The organism is Acidobacteriota bacterium (genome assembly GCA_016716435.1).
GTDB lineage: Bacteria > Acidobacteriota > Blastocatellia > Pyrinomonadales > Pyrinomonadaceae > OLB17.
Map to the genome: position 1 here is coordinate 113,520 of JADJWI010000007.1, position 14,922 is coordinate 128,441.

The following is a 14,922-nucleotide window of genomic DNA, read 5'->3' on the forward strand; positions in this document are numbered from 1 at the left end:
CCTGACAATTTTGCAAGGGGAGTAGATTGCCCTCAAGTGGTCCTTCAGGTCGTCAATACGAGCAGAAATGCTCCGGCCCGAAGGCAAAGTATCAAGACCTTGCGCGACGTCACACGTTTGATGTCCGCGTGAGGTTTTTTCTTTGCGGATGTATATTCGAATCTGGTTATTGTGGATCACGTATGAGTCTATTTCCTATCGCTGAGTACTGGTGGTTTTATCTTGCATTCACCGGTTTTGTTCTTTTGATGCTTGCTCTCGACCTCGGTGTTTTTCACCGAAAGGAGCATGAGGTCTCTTTCAAAGAGGCGTCGGCTTGGAGTGTTGTCTGGATCTCGCTGGCACTTTTCTTTAATTTTCTTCTCTATCGCTACACTCTCTGGAAGTTTCCACAGGACGAGCGGCTGATGGCGATCCCGGGCTTCGTTCCGGACCTTGCCGCTTGGAACGTCTCGCTCGAATTTCTTACCGGGTACATCATCGAGAAATCGCTTTCGGTCGATAACATCTTCGTTTTCGTCATCGTCTTTGCGTTTTTTGCCGTCCCGCTGAAGTATCAGCACCGTGTACTTTTCTATGGCATCATCGGAGCGCTTGTGTTCCGGGCGATCTTCATCGGTGCCGGTTCGTGGCTGATGCAGTTCCACTGGATCATCTACATCTTCGGCGGTTTTCTTATCCTCACCGGAGTGAAGATGATGTTTGGGCCCGAGAAGGAGATCGACCCGGAAAAGAACCTGGTGATCAAGCTTTTCAAACGGGTAATGCCGGTCACGCCGAAGCTCCACGGCAAGCACTTCTTTGTCCGCGAGAACGGCCGCTGGGCCGCGACGCCGCTCTTCATCGCACTGCTTTTCCTTGAGATGACGGACATCATTTTTGCGGTCGATTCCGTCCCGGCGATCTTTGCGATCACCTCCGAGCCGATGATCGTCTTTACCTCGAACATCTTTGCGATACTCGGCCTAAGGGCGATGTATTTTATGCTTGCGGGAGCGGTTACCAAGTTCTATCTGCTCAAGTACGGGCTCTCGATCGTGCTGATCTTCGTCGGGCTAAAGATGGTCTGGCTCAATGATGCCTTCGGCGGCAAATTCCCGATAACGTGGTCGCTCGGGATCATTCTATCGACCATCGCGATATCGATAATCGCTTCGCTGATCTTTCCCTTCAAGGGCAAAGCGCCAATCGACGACGATCGACTTCCATAGTGAAGCGTTCCTTACTCCGCAGCCGTGGCTGTGCTAAACTTCCGCCGAGTTATGCACAGTGAAAGATCCATACAGGAGACATATTCGCCGGGCGGGATCTGCTTCGGCTGCGGCCCGGCGAACGAAAAGGGGCTCCACATCAGGAGTTTTGAGGAGGGCGACGAGTTGGTTGCCGAGTGGTACGCCGAGCCGCACCATCAGGCGTTTCCGGGTGTGCTGAACGGCGGCATAATCGGCGCCCTTCTTGACTGCCATTCAAATTGGGCGGCGGCAGTTCACCTGATGAAAAAGACCGGCGAGGACGTGGCGCCGTGTACCGTTACGGCGGAGTTTCATGTCAAGCTTCTGCGGCCGACGCCGGTCGATGGGCCGATAACGCTTCGTGCCCGTGTCGTAGAATCGACCGATGACCGGGCAACCGTCGAGGCCGAGCTGATCGCCAGCGGCAAGGTCTGCGATACATGCCGCGGCGTCTTCGTCGCTGTAAAGGAAGGCCATCCGGCGTACCATCGCTGGTAGAGATCGCGAAACCGAAATGGATAAAGCAAAGATCATCGAGGAACTGAAGAGAACATACTTCGGATTCATCGCGTTCATCGAGCCGATGTCGGAGGCCGATTTTACCTTCTCGCCGAACGGTGAAAAGTGGACCGCCGGCCAGCAGGCAGATCATCTGTGCCGCTCGCTTGCACCTTTGAACAAGGGAGCCGGTGCACCCGAGTTCGTTCTTAAGTCGATGTTCGGAAAGGCGGATCATCCATCGGTCAGCTACGACGAACTGGTTGCCCGATATCAGGCGGCGATTCCTGGAGTTGTCGCTCCGGACGCGTACCGGCCCGAGGCGATCCCGTTCGAGAAGAAAGAAAAGCTTGTAAATGATCTTCGCGGGCACGTAGAGGCTCTTTGCAAGAACGTCGAAAAATTTGACGAGAAAAAGCTCGACATCCTCGTGCTCCCGCATCCGCTGCTCGGCAAGCTTACGCTTCGCGAAATTCTTTACTTCACGATCTACCATGCCGAACATCATCACCGGCATGTCGAGCAAAGTCTCGCTCAGAGGCCGTAAGAAGTGGCGTGATCAGCTCCGTATATCTCGGAAACAAACCCAGCGTTTCAAGCCAATCTGATTGCTCAGCCATCAGCCGCGGAAGATGGACGACGTCCGAGAGGGCGTAGTCGACGAGCTCTTCGGTCCAGATGCCGTCCCATTTGCGGGTAAATTTTGCCCGCTGCGTTTTGTCCAGATCGACGGCGAAATAGCGGTAAAGCGTTTCGGCGAGCGAGGCGGACTGGTTCGCGCCGCGGGTCAGCACCTTTTCGGCGATCATTGTGTCGAAGACGTTGTTGACCGAGTGCCCAGCGGCCGAGAGAAAATCGAGGTCAAAGCGGGCGTTGTGAAAGATCTTGATGATGCCTTCATCCGTAAGAATGTCTGCCAGCGGCCCGAGCCCGACGCCCTCGCTAATCGGGACGAGGACATTGAACTCGCCATCAGAGAACTGCACCGAATAGAGCCGGCCCGACGTAGGGCTCAGCCCGGAGGTCTCGGTATCGCAACCAAGTGCCGCGGCGGTGCGGAGCCGGTCAAATGCTTCCCCAAATTCAGCCTCGGTCCTCGTGATAAAAACGTCCATCGCTTAAACGTATAGTTTCACGTAAAGCGGTGGAGGAAGCAATTGCGAGGGGAGGAGAAGAGGAGAAAAGGAGAAAAGGAGAAGAAGAGAAAATGAGAAGAGGGGACAAGGAGACGCGGGGATCGAGTGAAACGGTGTATGATTTATAGAGACTAGAATTGAGATTTAGAGCTTTTGCGGGATTGTATGGCAGTGATAAGTGTAATTGAGGCGAGGGTTTTGGGGAGCTTGGTCGAGAAGCAGTTGACGACGCCGGAGTATTATCCGTTGACGTTGAACTCGATGGCGTCCGCGTGTAATCAAAAGTCGAACCGCGATCCGGTGTTGGCTCTTAGCGAATCGGAAGTGCTGGCGGCCGTTGATACTCTGCGGGACAAGAACCTTGTATATCTCTTCCACGGGAGCACGAGCCGGACGGTGAAGTATAAGCATATGCTGCCGTCGGTCTTTGAGCTCGAAGAAGCGGGAACGGCAGTGATGACGCTTCTGCTGCTTCGCGGGCCGCAGACCGCGGGCGAACTACGCGGCCGGGCCGACAGGCTTCACGAATTCGGTGCGATCAGCGAGGTGCAGGAGACGCTCGATTCACTTGCTCGCCGCGATGAACCGTTGGTCGTAAAGCTCGAACGCCAGCCCGGTCAAAAGGAAGCTCGCTACGCCCATCTGCTCAGCGGCCCGGTCGATGCCGCGGCGTTCGTGGAAACTCACAGCTCAGCGGCTCCCGCGGGCGGCGACCGCTTGGCCGAGGTCGAAACACAGCTTGCCGAACTCCGACAGGAATTCACGGAATTTAAGGCGATGTTCGAGGAATTTCGCAGGCAGTTTGAATAAACTATGGGTGGAGGCGAGTTTCGATGACGAATTCCCGGGTTGCGGTTGACCCCGGAACCGATGGGTCAGAGACCGTTATTGTGAAGCTGAACACACCCTTTAGCCGCGGACGGCCGAAGATGACGCCGGTAGAACTGTCGAGCCGCAGGCCGGGTGGCAGGCTTCCGGCAGACACCGACCACGCAAAGCTCCCCGAACCACCAGCGGCTGACAACGACTCATTGTAGAACCTCAAATAGTGCGGATCGGCAAGGTCTACGGTGATGATCTGTATCGGTGCAATCGCCGAGTATTCGAAGGCGCCGAGGTCGACCGGGCCAAAGGACGGGCGCGGAACGATCGACCGATGCTTCACGTATTGCGATTGCAAAGCGTTTGCAGGTAAAGTGTCCGAATGCGGCGAGGTTCCGGCATCGATAGTTGGCGAACCGGCCGCAAGCGAGAAATTCTGCGCACCCGCATCTGCAAAGCCGGGCTGTGTGCCTGTGACCATAGTCGAGCCGCCGGTCACTGTGCCGTTAAATCCACCGCCTTCGTGCGAGTTTCCCCATCCGGTCTTTGCCCAGTTGTTTGTGAGGGAAAGTTGGCCAGATTCGGCGAGCATTGCCATGCTGGTGCCAACGGCGGTGTTAAATATGATGTTATTTCGGGCATCGGCGGTCTCGTCATTGGTCGAAAGCCGCATCAGCACTGTTGTTCCCGCCCGCACCGAATAGATCGTATTGTTGTAGAAGTAAAGCTTACCTTTTCGGTAAGTGGCTGTATTTCCGTTATCTCCGCCGTAGTGAACGACCTGGTTATTGCCGCCGTCCTGTTTGATCAGCACATTGCCGTAAACAAATGTTTTTTGGTATGCCGGGTCATTGCGGATCACCGCCGTATCTTCGCCCTCAACCATATCGATGTTTCGGTTGCCGCCCTCGATCCAGTTGTAGCGAACGACCAACCCGGCCGACCTGTCCTTGAGGTTCACGCCCGGCGCACCGCTTCTCAGCGGGCCGAAACGGTTGAACTGAAACGTGATATTGATCGCCGCCGTGTAGTTGTTGTGCTGAAATATGCTCCCGACGATCCCGTTGCCATAGATGTAATTGCCTTCAACGAGTATGTTCCGCGATTGGGCTGAATCGGTCGAGGCTGCAAAAAAGCCGTTCGCTCCGTCTGTGATGATGTTGTTGCGAATGATGATGTTCTCGCCTTTTTCGACAAAGATCGGTGATGCGGCCGAGGAGTAGTTCTGAATCACATTGTTGCGGCCCGTGAATTGATAGTCGGGATGTGCCCCGCGGATCTCGAGGCCCTCGATCACGATGAACCGCGGCATTGTGTCCGCCGGTATATTTGCCCCGCCGATCTTAATGACGCCGCGTTGCTCGCTCCAGAAATTGAGGTTCGCGGGAGTCGTAGCATTGACGCCGCTGATCACCGGCAGTTCGCCGTTCGGGCCCGGAACACCGGTGACTGTTATCGGTTGGTCGGCGGTACCTTGGCGGCAGATAACCCACTTTTCGCGGTACGGCTCGGGCCGCCAATGTATCCGCACGACGTCGCCCGGCTGAAGAGTTGCCCATGGGACGTCTGCGATGTCAGTCATCGACGGGTCGTCCGGCCGAACGTCGTAGACGGCTGCGTGCGAAGTTGCGATCGCCGAGAACACGAGCGCGGTCAAAAGAAGTTTTCTAAGCATGGTGCGATCTCGAAATGCGACCCGGGGAAGGGAATTCAATAGTCGTGGGGAACAAAGAGGGCTCCATAGGTATATAAGAGTTTCATAGAAGGGTAAATTCTAATTTGAGAAACAAAAAAAGAGGCCGAAGCCTCTTCTAAAGGATCAATGGGAGAACTTCATCTGACCCAGACGCCGATCTTTTTGTTGACGATGTCGCCGACGCTGATGTTCGGGTTTTCGGTCCGGGCCTTGCGGACGAATTCGGCATCGACCTTAAAGATGCGAAGTTTGACGACCTCTTCGGGGTCGAGGTTGGTCAGCCCCTCATTTCGGAGCGAGTTGAGATATTCGGGCGTAACCTTGAAAATGCTGTATTTCACGAGGTGCTCGAAGTTGTCCGCTCCGAAGCCCATGTCCTTGATGCCGCGGACGAACTCGGCGTCGATCTTAAAGATGCGAGCCTTGACGAGGTCTTCCATCGAAAGGTTCGGAAAGCCCGTCGCCTTCATCTCGGCCATGAACTTGCCGTCGATCTTAAAGATGGCTGCCTTAAAAAGATCATCGAGGCCGAGCTTGCCAAAGTTTGCCGCGGCCAGATCGTCCGCAAGAGCGGTCGTGACATTCAGCATCGCGGCCATAAAAAGCCTTTCTTTGAGGCTCGATCGGTGAGTCGAGTTACCGTCCGAATCAACTTCGAAGCCGCGTGCCCGCAGCCCGTCTGCAAAGCCATAGTTCGGCGAAAAGCGGTACGTTCCGCTGCCCTTGCCATCGGTAAACGTGCCCTCGCATTGGATCGTCCCGGCTTCGCGGACTAGCGAGAAGCTGACGCTTCCACTCTGAAACGAGCCCGAGCTCAGGCCGTTAAGCTCTGAGATCTCATAGGTCGAGCCGTTCTGGTGCTTGCCGCCGCGTTCGCTCTTTCGCTCAAATGATAAATGTATCTTGCCGGAAGCGGCGTCCTTTACCTTCGCCGTCCAGCTTCCCGTAACGTTCTCCTGGGCCGCGATGATCCAGTTTCCGAAAATGATGATGATAAATACTGCGGCCACACGGCCGAGAAAAATTGAAAATTGCTGCATTAGTGCCCCCAGATGATTTTTTCTGCCCGCAAGCGGAATTCAATGTGGATACACCGAAGCCGCCGGGTTTGTGACAGCCAAAGCGCAAAAAAGCCGGCCATTGAGACCGGCTCCTTCGTTTTGTTCGGAGATTTTCCGTTAGTTTCTTCGGCGGGTGCTAGGCCGAGCTGTCTTCTGCGGAGTGATGTTCTTGTCTGCCTTCAGGGCCTCGATCAGTCCAGTCGCGTCCGCTTTGTAGCGGTGGCCTGCCGGGGCTGCATCTGCATACTTCTGGAGCAGATTCGCACCTTCCTGAAGTTGAGCATCGTTGCCGTTCAGGTAGCCGGCGTTAACAAGGCTGAGGCCGGCACCGGCCATTGCGTCAACGTTATCCGGAGCAGCTTCGAGAACGGCCTTGTAAGCGACGATCGCATTATCGGCATCGCCGGCAACGCGGTAATAGTCAGCCAACATGAGCCGCGTCTCGACCTTTCGCTTGTCGTCGGTATCTGCTGCTATGTTAGCATCGAGCAAAGCTTTGACCGACTCTGCGGACTCCGGTACGGCCTGTTCCGTCCGAACCATCAGGCTGATCGCCTCTCGCGAACCGTCAAGCGTTTGCTTCTTGAACTGAGTAACAACGCTCATGTCGGCCGCGGTCGCCGTGGCAGAGAGGTCCCAGGCCTTCCGGTATGATTCGATCGAATCAGAAAAATCCTGCTTTACCTTTGCCATTGCCGGCAGTTTCTCGGCGGCCGGCTTGTTCGCGTTCTCATTGAACATCCCAACAGCCCTCTGGCGAAGCGAGAGGGCCTTGTTGTTCAAAAAGAGCGGGGCGCCGCCGACGAATTCGGGGTCGATCTGGTAGCCTTCGTCAAACTTCGCGATCGCAACGTCGTAGTTCTTCGCGGCAAACGCTTCGCTTCCTTCTTTCAGGGTCCTTTGGCGAACTTCGTTGCCTTTCTCGGCGCGTGCATTGGCTTCCTCGATAGCTTTACGTTTCGCTTCGAAATCCGCCTGTTCCTGCTCGAGCTTCTTTCGCTCTTCGTCAGAAAGCCCGGCAGCCGGAACCCCTCCGGATTGTGAAGCGGCTGCACGAACCTCCTCTTCAGTGAGGATACGGCCATCGCCCGGCTTTACGACAAATTCGACGTTTTCATTACCGGGCGAAATATTTACGAGATACGATGGTGCAATACCCGGCCCACCTACAGCAATGATAAGCCTTGCGCCGAAAAGCACTCCGGCGAAAGTGAATTCACCGCGGCGATTTGTCTTGGCCGAGGGCAGTTTGCCCTTCGAAATATCTGACCGGTAGGCCTCAACCGAGATGTCCGGCGCAGGCACCTTCGTGCCGTCGGGTTGTTCGATAAGAACCTTGCCGCGTACCGGAGCGGTTTGGCCAAAGGCAGTTAAACCAAGCGAGAGTACGAAGGCCATAACGGCCAGCGAACCAAAAACTTTTCTCTTGAACATAGCGATTTCTCCGATCTATAGGTCCTGTTTCCTTCAGGTCGCAGGACTAGGATGCAGAACCCGGGTTTTGGGTTTATATTGGAATAGAGTTTACCCGAATTAGTCTCAAATTTCGAGAGGGTCGGAGGCTAAAGACCATCAGAAAAACAAAAAGCATGGGCTAACTGGCATCTGGCTTAATGCTCTATCTTTATGACCAGCAGGATCTTTAATTTCAGTGCCGGGCCGGCCGTAATGCCGGAGCCCGTGCTTGAGCGGGCAAGGGAAGAGCTTTTGTCGCTCGGCGGAGCGGGCATGAGCGTGATGGAAATGAGCCACCGCTCGCCGGAATTCGAGAGCGTTCTCCATAAGGCGGAAGCGGGAATTCGAGAGCTTTTGGGCCTACCGGCAGATTACCGAGTGCTCTTCACATACGGCGGTGCGACTATGCAGTTCTCAATGGTGCCGATGAACCTTCTTCGCGGAGGCCATGCCGACTACATAACCACCGGTGCCTGGGGCGAGAAGGCGATCGCCGAAGCCCGCCGGTTCGGTCCGGTGAATGAGAGCTTTACGACGAAGGGATCGGGGTTTCGATCAGTGCCTTTGGCCGACGAGGTTGCCTTTTCCGCCGATTCGGCCTTTGTCCATTACACTTCGAACGAAACGATCGACGGCGTTGAATTTCCGTATGATCTCGAAGCAGGCGGCATTCCGGTCGTCTGCGATGCTTCGTCGAATATTCTTTCGCGGCCGATCGATGTTTCGAAATATGCGTTGATCTACGCCGGGGCGCAAAAGAACATCGGCCCGAGCGGCGTGACGGTCGTCATCATCCGCGACGACCTGCTCGAACGCACCCCAGACGGCCTGCCGCAGCTTCTCGATTACCGGAGCTATGCAAAGGCCGACTCGATGCCGAACACGCCAAACACGTGGGGCATTTATCTAATCGGGCTGGTGACGGATTGGCTTTCAGAGCAAGGCGGGCTCGCGGCGATGGCCGAGCGAAACCGAGCAAAGGCGAAACTGCTCTACGAGGCGATAGATGCGAGCGACGGCTTCTACCGAGGACACGCCGAGCGGTCCGCGAGGTCGCTGATGAATGTCACCTTTCGTTTGCCGAGCGAAGAACTCGAAGAGAGCTTTTGCACCGAGGCGGAACGCTGCGGGATGAGCGGACTCCGCGGCCACCGTTCGGTCGGCGGCATCCGCGCCTCGATTTACAACGCATTTCCGCACGAAGGCGTTACGGCATTGGTCGAGTTCATGAGAGAATTCCGTGACACGAACGGCTAGGCGAGGCCTACGATGGAATCTATCACCAAAGATTCCTGCTCGGGCCGAACGGTCCTTAGGTCGATCAGCAAACGGTCTTCGGCGATGCGGGCGATGACCGGCGGGATTCCAAGCCGGAGCCGACGCTCAATATCTTCTGCGGATGTGCCGCGGCCAGTAAGTGCGATCAATGTCGTTTCCGGATGAACGCCGGGAGCGGATCCGCCGCCGATAGCAGACTCTCCGCGGATCACGTCAACGTCAAACGCGATATCCTTCGGCAACCTATTTTGCAGTGCTTCTGCAGAGTTCGCGGCTCGGGCAGCCAACTCTTCCTCTGACATTGAGAGCATCCGCAGAACCGGGATCTCGTTAAAATGCGTTCCGCGTTCGTAGGCGAGGAGTGTGGCTTCAAGCGCGGCATAGGTCAGCTTGTCCGGCCGGAGTGCCCGGTAAAGCGGATGACGGCGGATGGCGTCTATAAGCTCGCGTCGGCCGACGATAAGACCCGACTGCGGCCCGCCGAGAAGCTTGTCACCACTAAAGGCGACGAGGTCAGCGCCTTCAGTGACCGATCGAGAAATGAGCGGCTCATCGCCGAGCCCGAATTCGCTCAGATCGACCAACGCACCCGAGCCCGCGTCTTCAAAAAAGACCACGCCCTTCGCCTTTGCGAGGGCGGCCATCTCCTCATTGCCGGGCGTCGAGGTAAAGCCGATGATGCGGTAATTCGAGGGATGAACGCGGAGCAGCATCGCGGTGTTTTCGTTGACCGCTTTCTCGTAATCCGCGAGCTTTGTCCGATTGGTGGTGCCGACCTCTTTTAAAACACAGCCCGAGCGGGCAAGGACATCCGGCACGCGAAAATCGCCGCCGATCTCGACCAATTCGCCGCGGGAAATGACCACCTCGCGGCCCGCGGCTAGAGCAGTAAGTGTCAAAAACGCTGCCGAAGCGCAGTTGTTGACGATGACGGCGGCCTCGGCTCCGGTCAGCGATGCGATAAGCTCTTCCGCACCGCGTCCGCGCTTGCCGCGTTTGCCGGTGGCGATGTCGTATTCGAGCGTGCAATAGCCGGCGGCGGTCTCGGCGATCGCCTTTTTTGCGTTTTCCGAAAGCGGTGCCCGGCCGAGGTTTGTGTGAATGACGACGCCGGTCGCGTTGATCACGCCCGAAAGCAGCGACCTTGCAAAAGCGTCCTGATGAACTTTGATAAGGCCGAATGCGGCATCGGCAAGTGCGGATTTACCGGTCGGTTCCGACGGTGGCGAGCTCAACATCTCGCTCCGCAGTTGATCGACCGCCAGCCGGGCCCATTTCGTCACCCGCACGCTGCCAAACTCGGCGATCGAATTCGTCAAAATGTCGGACTGAAGCAATTCATCGATCGATGGAAGCTGGCTTAAAGGGTTAGGCGATGGTCGGTTGGCGGCTTCGGGCATAGACCATCAATAGCATACGCGGGAAATTTTTGGAAAAGTCCGGCCGATAGTAATTTGCTTTAAAGGGCCCTTTGCCCAAAAGCCCGTCCCTCGCCCCTCATTCCTATGGTAAACCGACACAAGATCTCGACCTCCATCCGCCAAATGCCGTCCAGGCTTGAAGAGTCCGCAGCCGTCGATCAGGAAATATCCCGCATCGATGAAGCGATCAGAAAGCTGAAGATCGACTTCGATATCTATTTCAATGGTGCAAGTAAGCGACCGCCGCTCGAGGCCCGGGCTCGGCTTGAGGCAAATCTGAAGCGGCTCGCGGATAAACGAAACCTCTCCTATGGCCAGCGGTACCAGATGCAAGGCCTTGTTGCGAGGTTTACATCGTATCGCGAGCTCTGGCGGCGAACGCTCCGTGCAAGGGGCGAGGAACTCATCTAGCCTCGACGGAAGTATTAAAACAAAAAGCGGCTGCCAGATCTGGCGGCCGCTTTTACATTATCGCTTTCGATCAAAAGCAGGGTGATTGAAAACGGTCAGTTATTCGACTTCAGGCGCGGGCCTCAACGTTCTCAGCTTGCGGGCCTTTGGGACCGTTCGTCACCTCGAACTCAACTTCCTGTCCTTGGATAAGGGTCTTATAGCCGTCGCCAAGTATCGCGCTGTAATGCACGAAAATGTCCTGTTCGCCGGGCTGCTCGATAAAGCCATAGCCCTTTGCGTTGTTGAACCACTTGACCATTCCTACTGTCTTTGACATCACTATTCTGATTCCTCCTACAAACTTCAAAAAATCAAATTCTCTTTGTCTGCCAAGTGTATTGGCAGATCCACAGGAAAAACCCCTTGATCGGAAAGCGTCGAAGATGAAGCTCGACCGGACTTTGAAAAGGGAGAAACCTCAAAGTTCAATCAAATCTTAAATTGCAAGATCTGTTTGGTTAGACTACGCGGGTATAATCTTCGATGAAGGCGAATTTACTTATATTTAACGCCGGTGTCAAGCACTTTCTCGGGAAAACCGACAAAATTGACGAAAATTGACAGAAAGTTGCCGATAGCCGATGATTACGGTGTCTTTTGCAGGGAAAACTTTTGCGATGTCATCAACTTATGGCGGCAATGCGCCGCTTTCATACAACAAGTATTTGAAGGTGCCGGAGCTCATTCGGCTTCAAGAAACACTTTCCGATCCGGAGAGCCACGACGAGCTGCTCTTCATAATCATCCATCAGACCTACGAGCTTTGGTTCAAGCAGATACTTCACGAACTCGACGCATGTATCGGATGGATGAACGAGGGCCGGCTCTTTCGCGCCAATCATTCGCTTCGAGGGGTCAATTCGATCGAGCGGATACTGGTAATGCAGATCCACATTCTCGAATCGATGGCGCCGATCGGCTTTCTCGAGTTTCGCGACAAGCTGAATCCGGCGAGCGGGTTTCAATCAATGCAGTTTCGCGAGCTCGAGTTTTCGTCCGGAGCAAAGGACGAGAAGATACTCGAATCATTTCGCGAGGATGAATTTGCGTACACGCGTTTGAAAGCGAGGTTCGATTCGCCGTCGCTCGCCGATGCCTTCTGGGCGCTCGTTGGACGCAGCGGCCTCGCGGCTGGAAGCTATGAGGAACGCATGGATTCGACCGTCAAGATGCTGGCGAAACCCGAAGCTTACGCCGAGCTTTACAACATGCAGGACCTTTTGATCGAGCATGACGAACTGATAATCGCCTGGCGTTACAATCACATCCAAATGGTCGAGCGGATGCTCGGAATGAAACGCGGGACCGGCGGCTCAGAAGGCGTTGGCTACCTGACGACGACACTCAAAAAGAAATTCTTTCCCGAACTCTGGGAAGCGCGGACGCATCTTACAGTGAACGATGTTAGTTAGTGATGAGTGATGCGTGATGAGTGACGAGTGGATCGTGAAAAATGAGAGATGAGAATTGATAGGTCATGGGACGCAGCTTTTGAGATCGCTTAGATCGTACGCCGAGCGACGCACTTTCGACAATTTATCATCTTTTACTTATCAGTTTGCAGCCGACCTTTTTCACTTAACACCTCTCCCTTCTCACTTACTCCGAAAGCTGCAGACAGTAATTATCATGATGAACACCCATTCAAAGCTTATTTTCAGCCTGTTCGTAAGTCTCCTATTCGCGGTGGCGGCTTTCGGCCAGGACTCAGAGACCGTTCGCGTTACGATCCTGCATTTGAACGACACTTACCAGTTCACGCCGGTTGATGGCGGGAAGCGGGGCGGCTTGGCACGCGTTATGACGCTCCGCAAAGAGGCTCTGAAAGATAACCCGAATACGCTGATGACGCTCGGCGGCGACACTCTTTCGCCCTCGGTCGAGACGCGGACGTATCGTGGCAAGCAGATGATCGATGCTTGGAATATGGTCGGGCTCGATTACAGCGTGCTTGGCAATCACGAGTTTGATATCAAAACCGACGAACTGCTGGCGCGGATGAAGGAGTCGAGATTTACGTGGCTTGGTTCGAACGTCATCGATACAAAAACCGGCAAGATCTTTGCCGATATGCCACCGTTCGTTATTCGCCAGATCGGCGGCGTCAAGATCGGGTTCATTGGCCTGTTGCTTCCGGAGACGAAAGAGACATCCTCGATAGAGGAGCACCTTCAGGTCGCGGATTATTGCCAAACGGCGCAGGAGCTCATCCCGAAAATGCGGGCCGCCGGTGCAAATACCATCATTGGGCTAACGCATCTTTTCATGGCGCAGGACAAAAAGCTTGCTGCCTGCGCGCCCGGCATCGATCTGATACTGGGCGGGCACGAACACACGCTTCTGCAGTCTTCGGCGGCCGGCGTTCCGATCTTCAAGATGTGGGCCGATGCGCGTGAGGTCGGCAAATTCGACCTCTTCATCGACAAAAAGACGGGCAAGCTTGCGAGCATGGACTGGCAGGTGATACCGGTCACGGACCGAATCGCCGATGCACCGGAGTTCGCCCCGGTCATCGCCAAGTACAAAGAACTTCTCGACCAGCTTGAGGTGCGCGTGGGAGCGACATCGGTCCCGCTCGACGCGCTTTCATATTCGGTAAGGAACAAAGAAACCGACATCGGGAACTTCATCGCCGATGCTTATCGTAATGCGGTCGGTGCCGATATCGGTTTCGTAAATGGCGGTTCGATTCGGGCGGATCTTTCTTACAACCCCGGGCCGCTAACGAAACGCGACGTGCTCTCGATGCTGCCCTTCAACAATCCGATCGTGAAGGTCGAGGTGACGGGCAAGACGCTGATGGAAATCCTCGAACACAGCGTTGCCCGCTCGGCCGAGGACAGCGAACCGGGGCGGTTCCCGCAGGTCTCGGGGCTTAAGTTCACCTTTGACGCGGGCAAACTGCCCGGCCAGAGGGTTTTGGACGCGACCGTTGGCGGAAAGCGGGTCGTAGACGATGCCGTTTATACAATCGCGACCTCCGACTTCCTCGTCTCGCGGTCCGGCGACGGCTACACGATGTTCAAAAAAGCGAAGATACTGCTCGCCGCCGACAAGGCACCAAAAGATTCCGAGGTCTTCGAAAAAGCCATTAAGGATTCGCCAAACTCGACCATCTCGCCGAGGGTGGAAGGGCGGATCATAAGATTGAACTGATCTGTCCATAGAATTTTATGGATTTAGAGATCAACGTGAGTTAGGATACGATTATGGCGGTTTCGGCCAAATACGAGCATATTGTCTTTGACAAGAAAGGCGTTCCGCATATTAAAGGAACGACGACCAAGGTCATCGAGGTTGCTCTGGACCTTTTAGCTCATGGATGGAGCCCTGAGGAAATGCATTACCAGCATCCGTATCTCACCATGGGGCAGATCCATGCCGCCCTTGCCTATTATTGGGATCATGAGGAAGAGCTCAACGCTGACATTCGGCGTAGAGAGGAGTATATCGAGAAGGTCAAGAAGGAGCATACTTCCCGATTTGTGATCAACAAGGCACGAGCGAAAGGCCTTATCTGATGGCGGTCGGTATTTGCACAGACGTTCAGATCTCGAACGCTGTCATCGACGGATTACGTAGACGGGGTGTCGATGTTTTGACGGCCGTCGAAGATCAGCGGCGGCGACTTTCAGACCCTGCACTTCTCGATCGTGCGACCGAACTTGGAAGGATCGTCTACACCCAAGATGCAGACTTTGTTCAAGAAGCCACGAAGCGGCTCAAACAGTCCAAATCCTTCTCAGGGGTAGTGCACTCAAACCAATTGAATTCCCCGATCGGAAAAATAATTGATGATCTTGAACTTATCGCAAAGACACTCGACCCGGAAGATCTGGTCAATCGACTAGAATTCATCCCGTACTGAGA

Annotated in this window: 16 protein-coding genes; 10 read left to right on the plus strand and 6 right to left on the minus strand. The window is 55.0% G+C overall.

Annotation, left to right across the window (positions count from 1 at the left end):
* Positions 1 to 182: 182 nt before the first annotated feature.
* The 3 genes from IPM21_11455 to IPM21_11465 are packed head-to-tail and all read left to right on the plus strand — an operon-like array spanning position 183 to position 2,277.
* Positions 183 to 1,211 (plus strand): TerC family protein, encoded by a 1,029-nt coding sequence (locus tag IPM21_11455; GenBank protein ID MBK9164500.1) that lies wholly within the window; start codon positions 183 to 185, stop codon positions 1,209 to 1,211.
* A gap of 51 nt (positions 1,212 to 1,262) precedes the next feature.
* Positions 1,263 to 1,730 carry a PaaI family thioesterase gene (locus tag IPM21_11460; protein ID MBK9164501.1) on the plus strand — a complete coding sequence of 156 codons (468 nt, stop codon included), beginning with the start codon at positions 1,263 to 1,265 and terminating at the stop codon, positions 1,728 to 1,730.
* Positions 1,731 to 1,746: 16 nt separating this feature from the next.
* Positions 1,747 to 2,277, plus strand: coding sequence for a DinB family protein (locus tag IPM21_11465; protein MBK9164502.1), 531 nt, complete (start codon positions 1,747 to 1,749; stop codon positions 2,275 to 2,277).
* On the opposite strand, the gene IPM21_11470 is transcribed toward IPM21_11465, so the two are convergent.
* Positions 2,213 to 2,845 carry a hypothetical protein gene (locus tag IPM21_11470; GenBank protein ID MBK9164503.1) on the minus strand — a complete coding sequence of 211 codons (633 nt, stop codon included), beginning with the start codon at positions 2,843 to 2,845 and terminating at the stop codon, positions 2,213 to 2,215. The genes IPM21_11465 and IPM21_11470 overlap by 65 nt on opposite strands.
* A gap of 186 nt (positions 2,846 to 3,031) precedes the next feature.
* On the opposite strand from IPM21_11470, the gene IPM21_11475 reads away from it, so the two are divergent.
* Entirely contained in the window at positions 3,032 to 3,676 is a 645-nt protein-coding gene (locus IPM21_11475) for a DUF480 domain-containing protein (protein MBK9164504.1), read from the plus strand.
* A gap of 1 nt (position 3,677) precedes the next feature.
* On the opposite strand, the gene IPM21_11480 is transcribed toward IPM21_11475, so the two are convergent.
* The 3 genes from IPM21_11480 to IPM21_11490 form a co-directional block, all read right to left on the minus strand.
* The gene (locus IPM21_11480; GenBank protein MBK9164505.1) at positions 3,678 to 5,363 is read right to left on the minus strand and encodes a putative Ig domain-containing protein; all 1,686 of its coding nucleotides are present in this window, start codon (positions 5,361 to 5,363) and stop codon (positions 3,678 to 3,680) included.
* Positions 5,364 to 5,521: 158 nt separating this feature from the next.
* Positions 5,522 to 6,424 (minus strand): hypothetical protein, encoded by a 903-nt coding sequence (locus IPM21_11485; protein MBK9164506.1) that lies wholly within the window; start codon positions 6,422 to 6,424, stop codon positions 5,522 to 5,524.
* 138 nt (positions 6,425 to 6,562) lie between these two features.
* Complete coding sequence (locus IPM21_11490; GenBank protein ID MBK9164507.1) at positions 6,563 to 7,879, minus strand: hypothetical protein; 1,317 nt, start codon at positions 7,877 to 7,879, stop codon at positions 6,563 to 6,565.
* 192 nt (positions 7,880 to 8,071) lie between these two features.
* Between IPM21_11490 and serC the strand changes: the two genes are divergently transcribed.
* Entirely contained in the window at positions 8,072 to 9,157 is a 1,086-nt protein-coding gene (gene serC / locus IPM21_11495; protein ID MBK9164508.1) for a 3-phosphoserine/phosphohydroxythreonine transaminase, read from the plus strand.
* On the opposite strand, the gene IPM21_11500 is transcribed toward serC, so the two are convergent.
* The gene (locus tag IPM21_11500) at positions 9,154 to 10,578 is read right to left on the minus strand and encodes an L-seryl-tRNA(Sec) selenium transferase (protein MBK9164509.1); all 1,425 of its coding nucleotides are present in this window, start codon (positions 10,576 to 10,578) and stop codon (positions 9,154 to 9,156) included. The two genes, serC and IPM21_11500, sit on opposite strands and share 4 nt — an antisense overlap.
* Positions 10,579 to 10,722: 144 nt before the next feature.
* Between IPM21_11500 and IPM21_11505 the strand changes: the two genes are divergently transcribed.
* On the plus strand, positions 10,723 to 11,010 hold the full coding sequence (locus IPM21_11505) for a hypothetical protein (protein MBK9164510.1): 288 nt from the start codon (positions 10,723 to 10,725) through the stop codon (positions 11,008 to 11,010).
* Positions 11,011 to 11,119: 109 nt separating this feature from the next.
* Here IPM21_11505 and IPM21_11510 read toward each other — a convergent pair whose 3' ends face one another.
* Positions 11,120 to 11,329 (minus strand): cold-shock protein, encoded by a 210-nt coding sequence (locus IPM21_11510; protein MBK9164511.1) that lies wholly within the window; start codon positions 11,327 to 11,329, stop codon positions 11,120 to 11,122.
* A 340-nt stretch (positions 11,330 to 11,669) separates the two neighbouring features.
* Between IPM21_11510 and IPM21_11515 the strand changes: the two genes are divergently transcribed.
* The 4 genes from IPM21_11515 (at position 11,670) to IPM21_11530 (ending at position 14,920) form a co-directional block, all read left to right on the plus strand.
* Entirely contained in the window at positions 11,670 to 12,464 is a 795-nt protein-coding gene (locus IPM21_11515) for a tryptophan 2,3-dioxygenase (protein ID MBK9164512.1), read from the plus strand.
* Positions 12,465 to 12,681: 217 nt separating this feature from the next.
* The gene (locus IPM21_11520) at positions 12,682 to 14,208 is read left to right on the plus strand and encodes a bifunctional metallophosphatase/5'-nucleotidase (protein ID MBK9164513.1); all 1,527 of its coding nucleotides are present in this window, start codon (positions 12,682 to 12,684) and stop codon (positions 14,206 to 14,208) included.
* 53 nt (positions 14,209 to 14,261) lie between these two features.
* A complete protein-coding gene (locus IPM21_11525) occupies positions 14,262 to 14,573 on the plus strand; it encodes a DUF433 domain-containing protein (protein MBK9164514.1) in 312 nt (103 codons plus the stop codon).
* The gene (locus IPM21_11530) at positions 14,573 to 14,920 is read left to right on the plus strand and encodes a DUF5615 family PIN-like protein (GenBank protein MBK9164515.1); all 348 of its coding nucleotides are present in this window, start codon (positions 14,573 to 14,575) and stop codon (positions 14,918 to 14,920) included. Before IPM21_11525 ends, IPM21_11530 begins: the two co-directional genes overlap by 1 nt.
* Positions 14,921 to 14,922 lie beyond the last annotated feature (2 nt).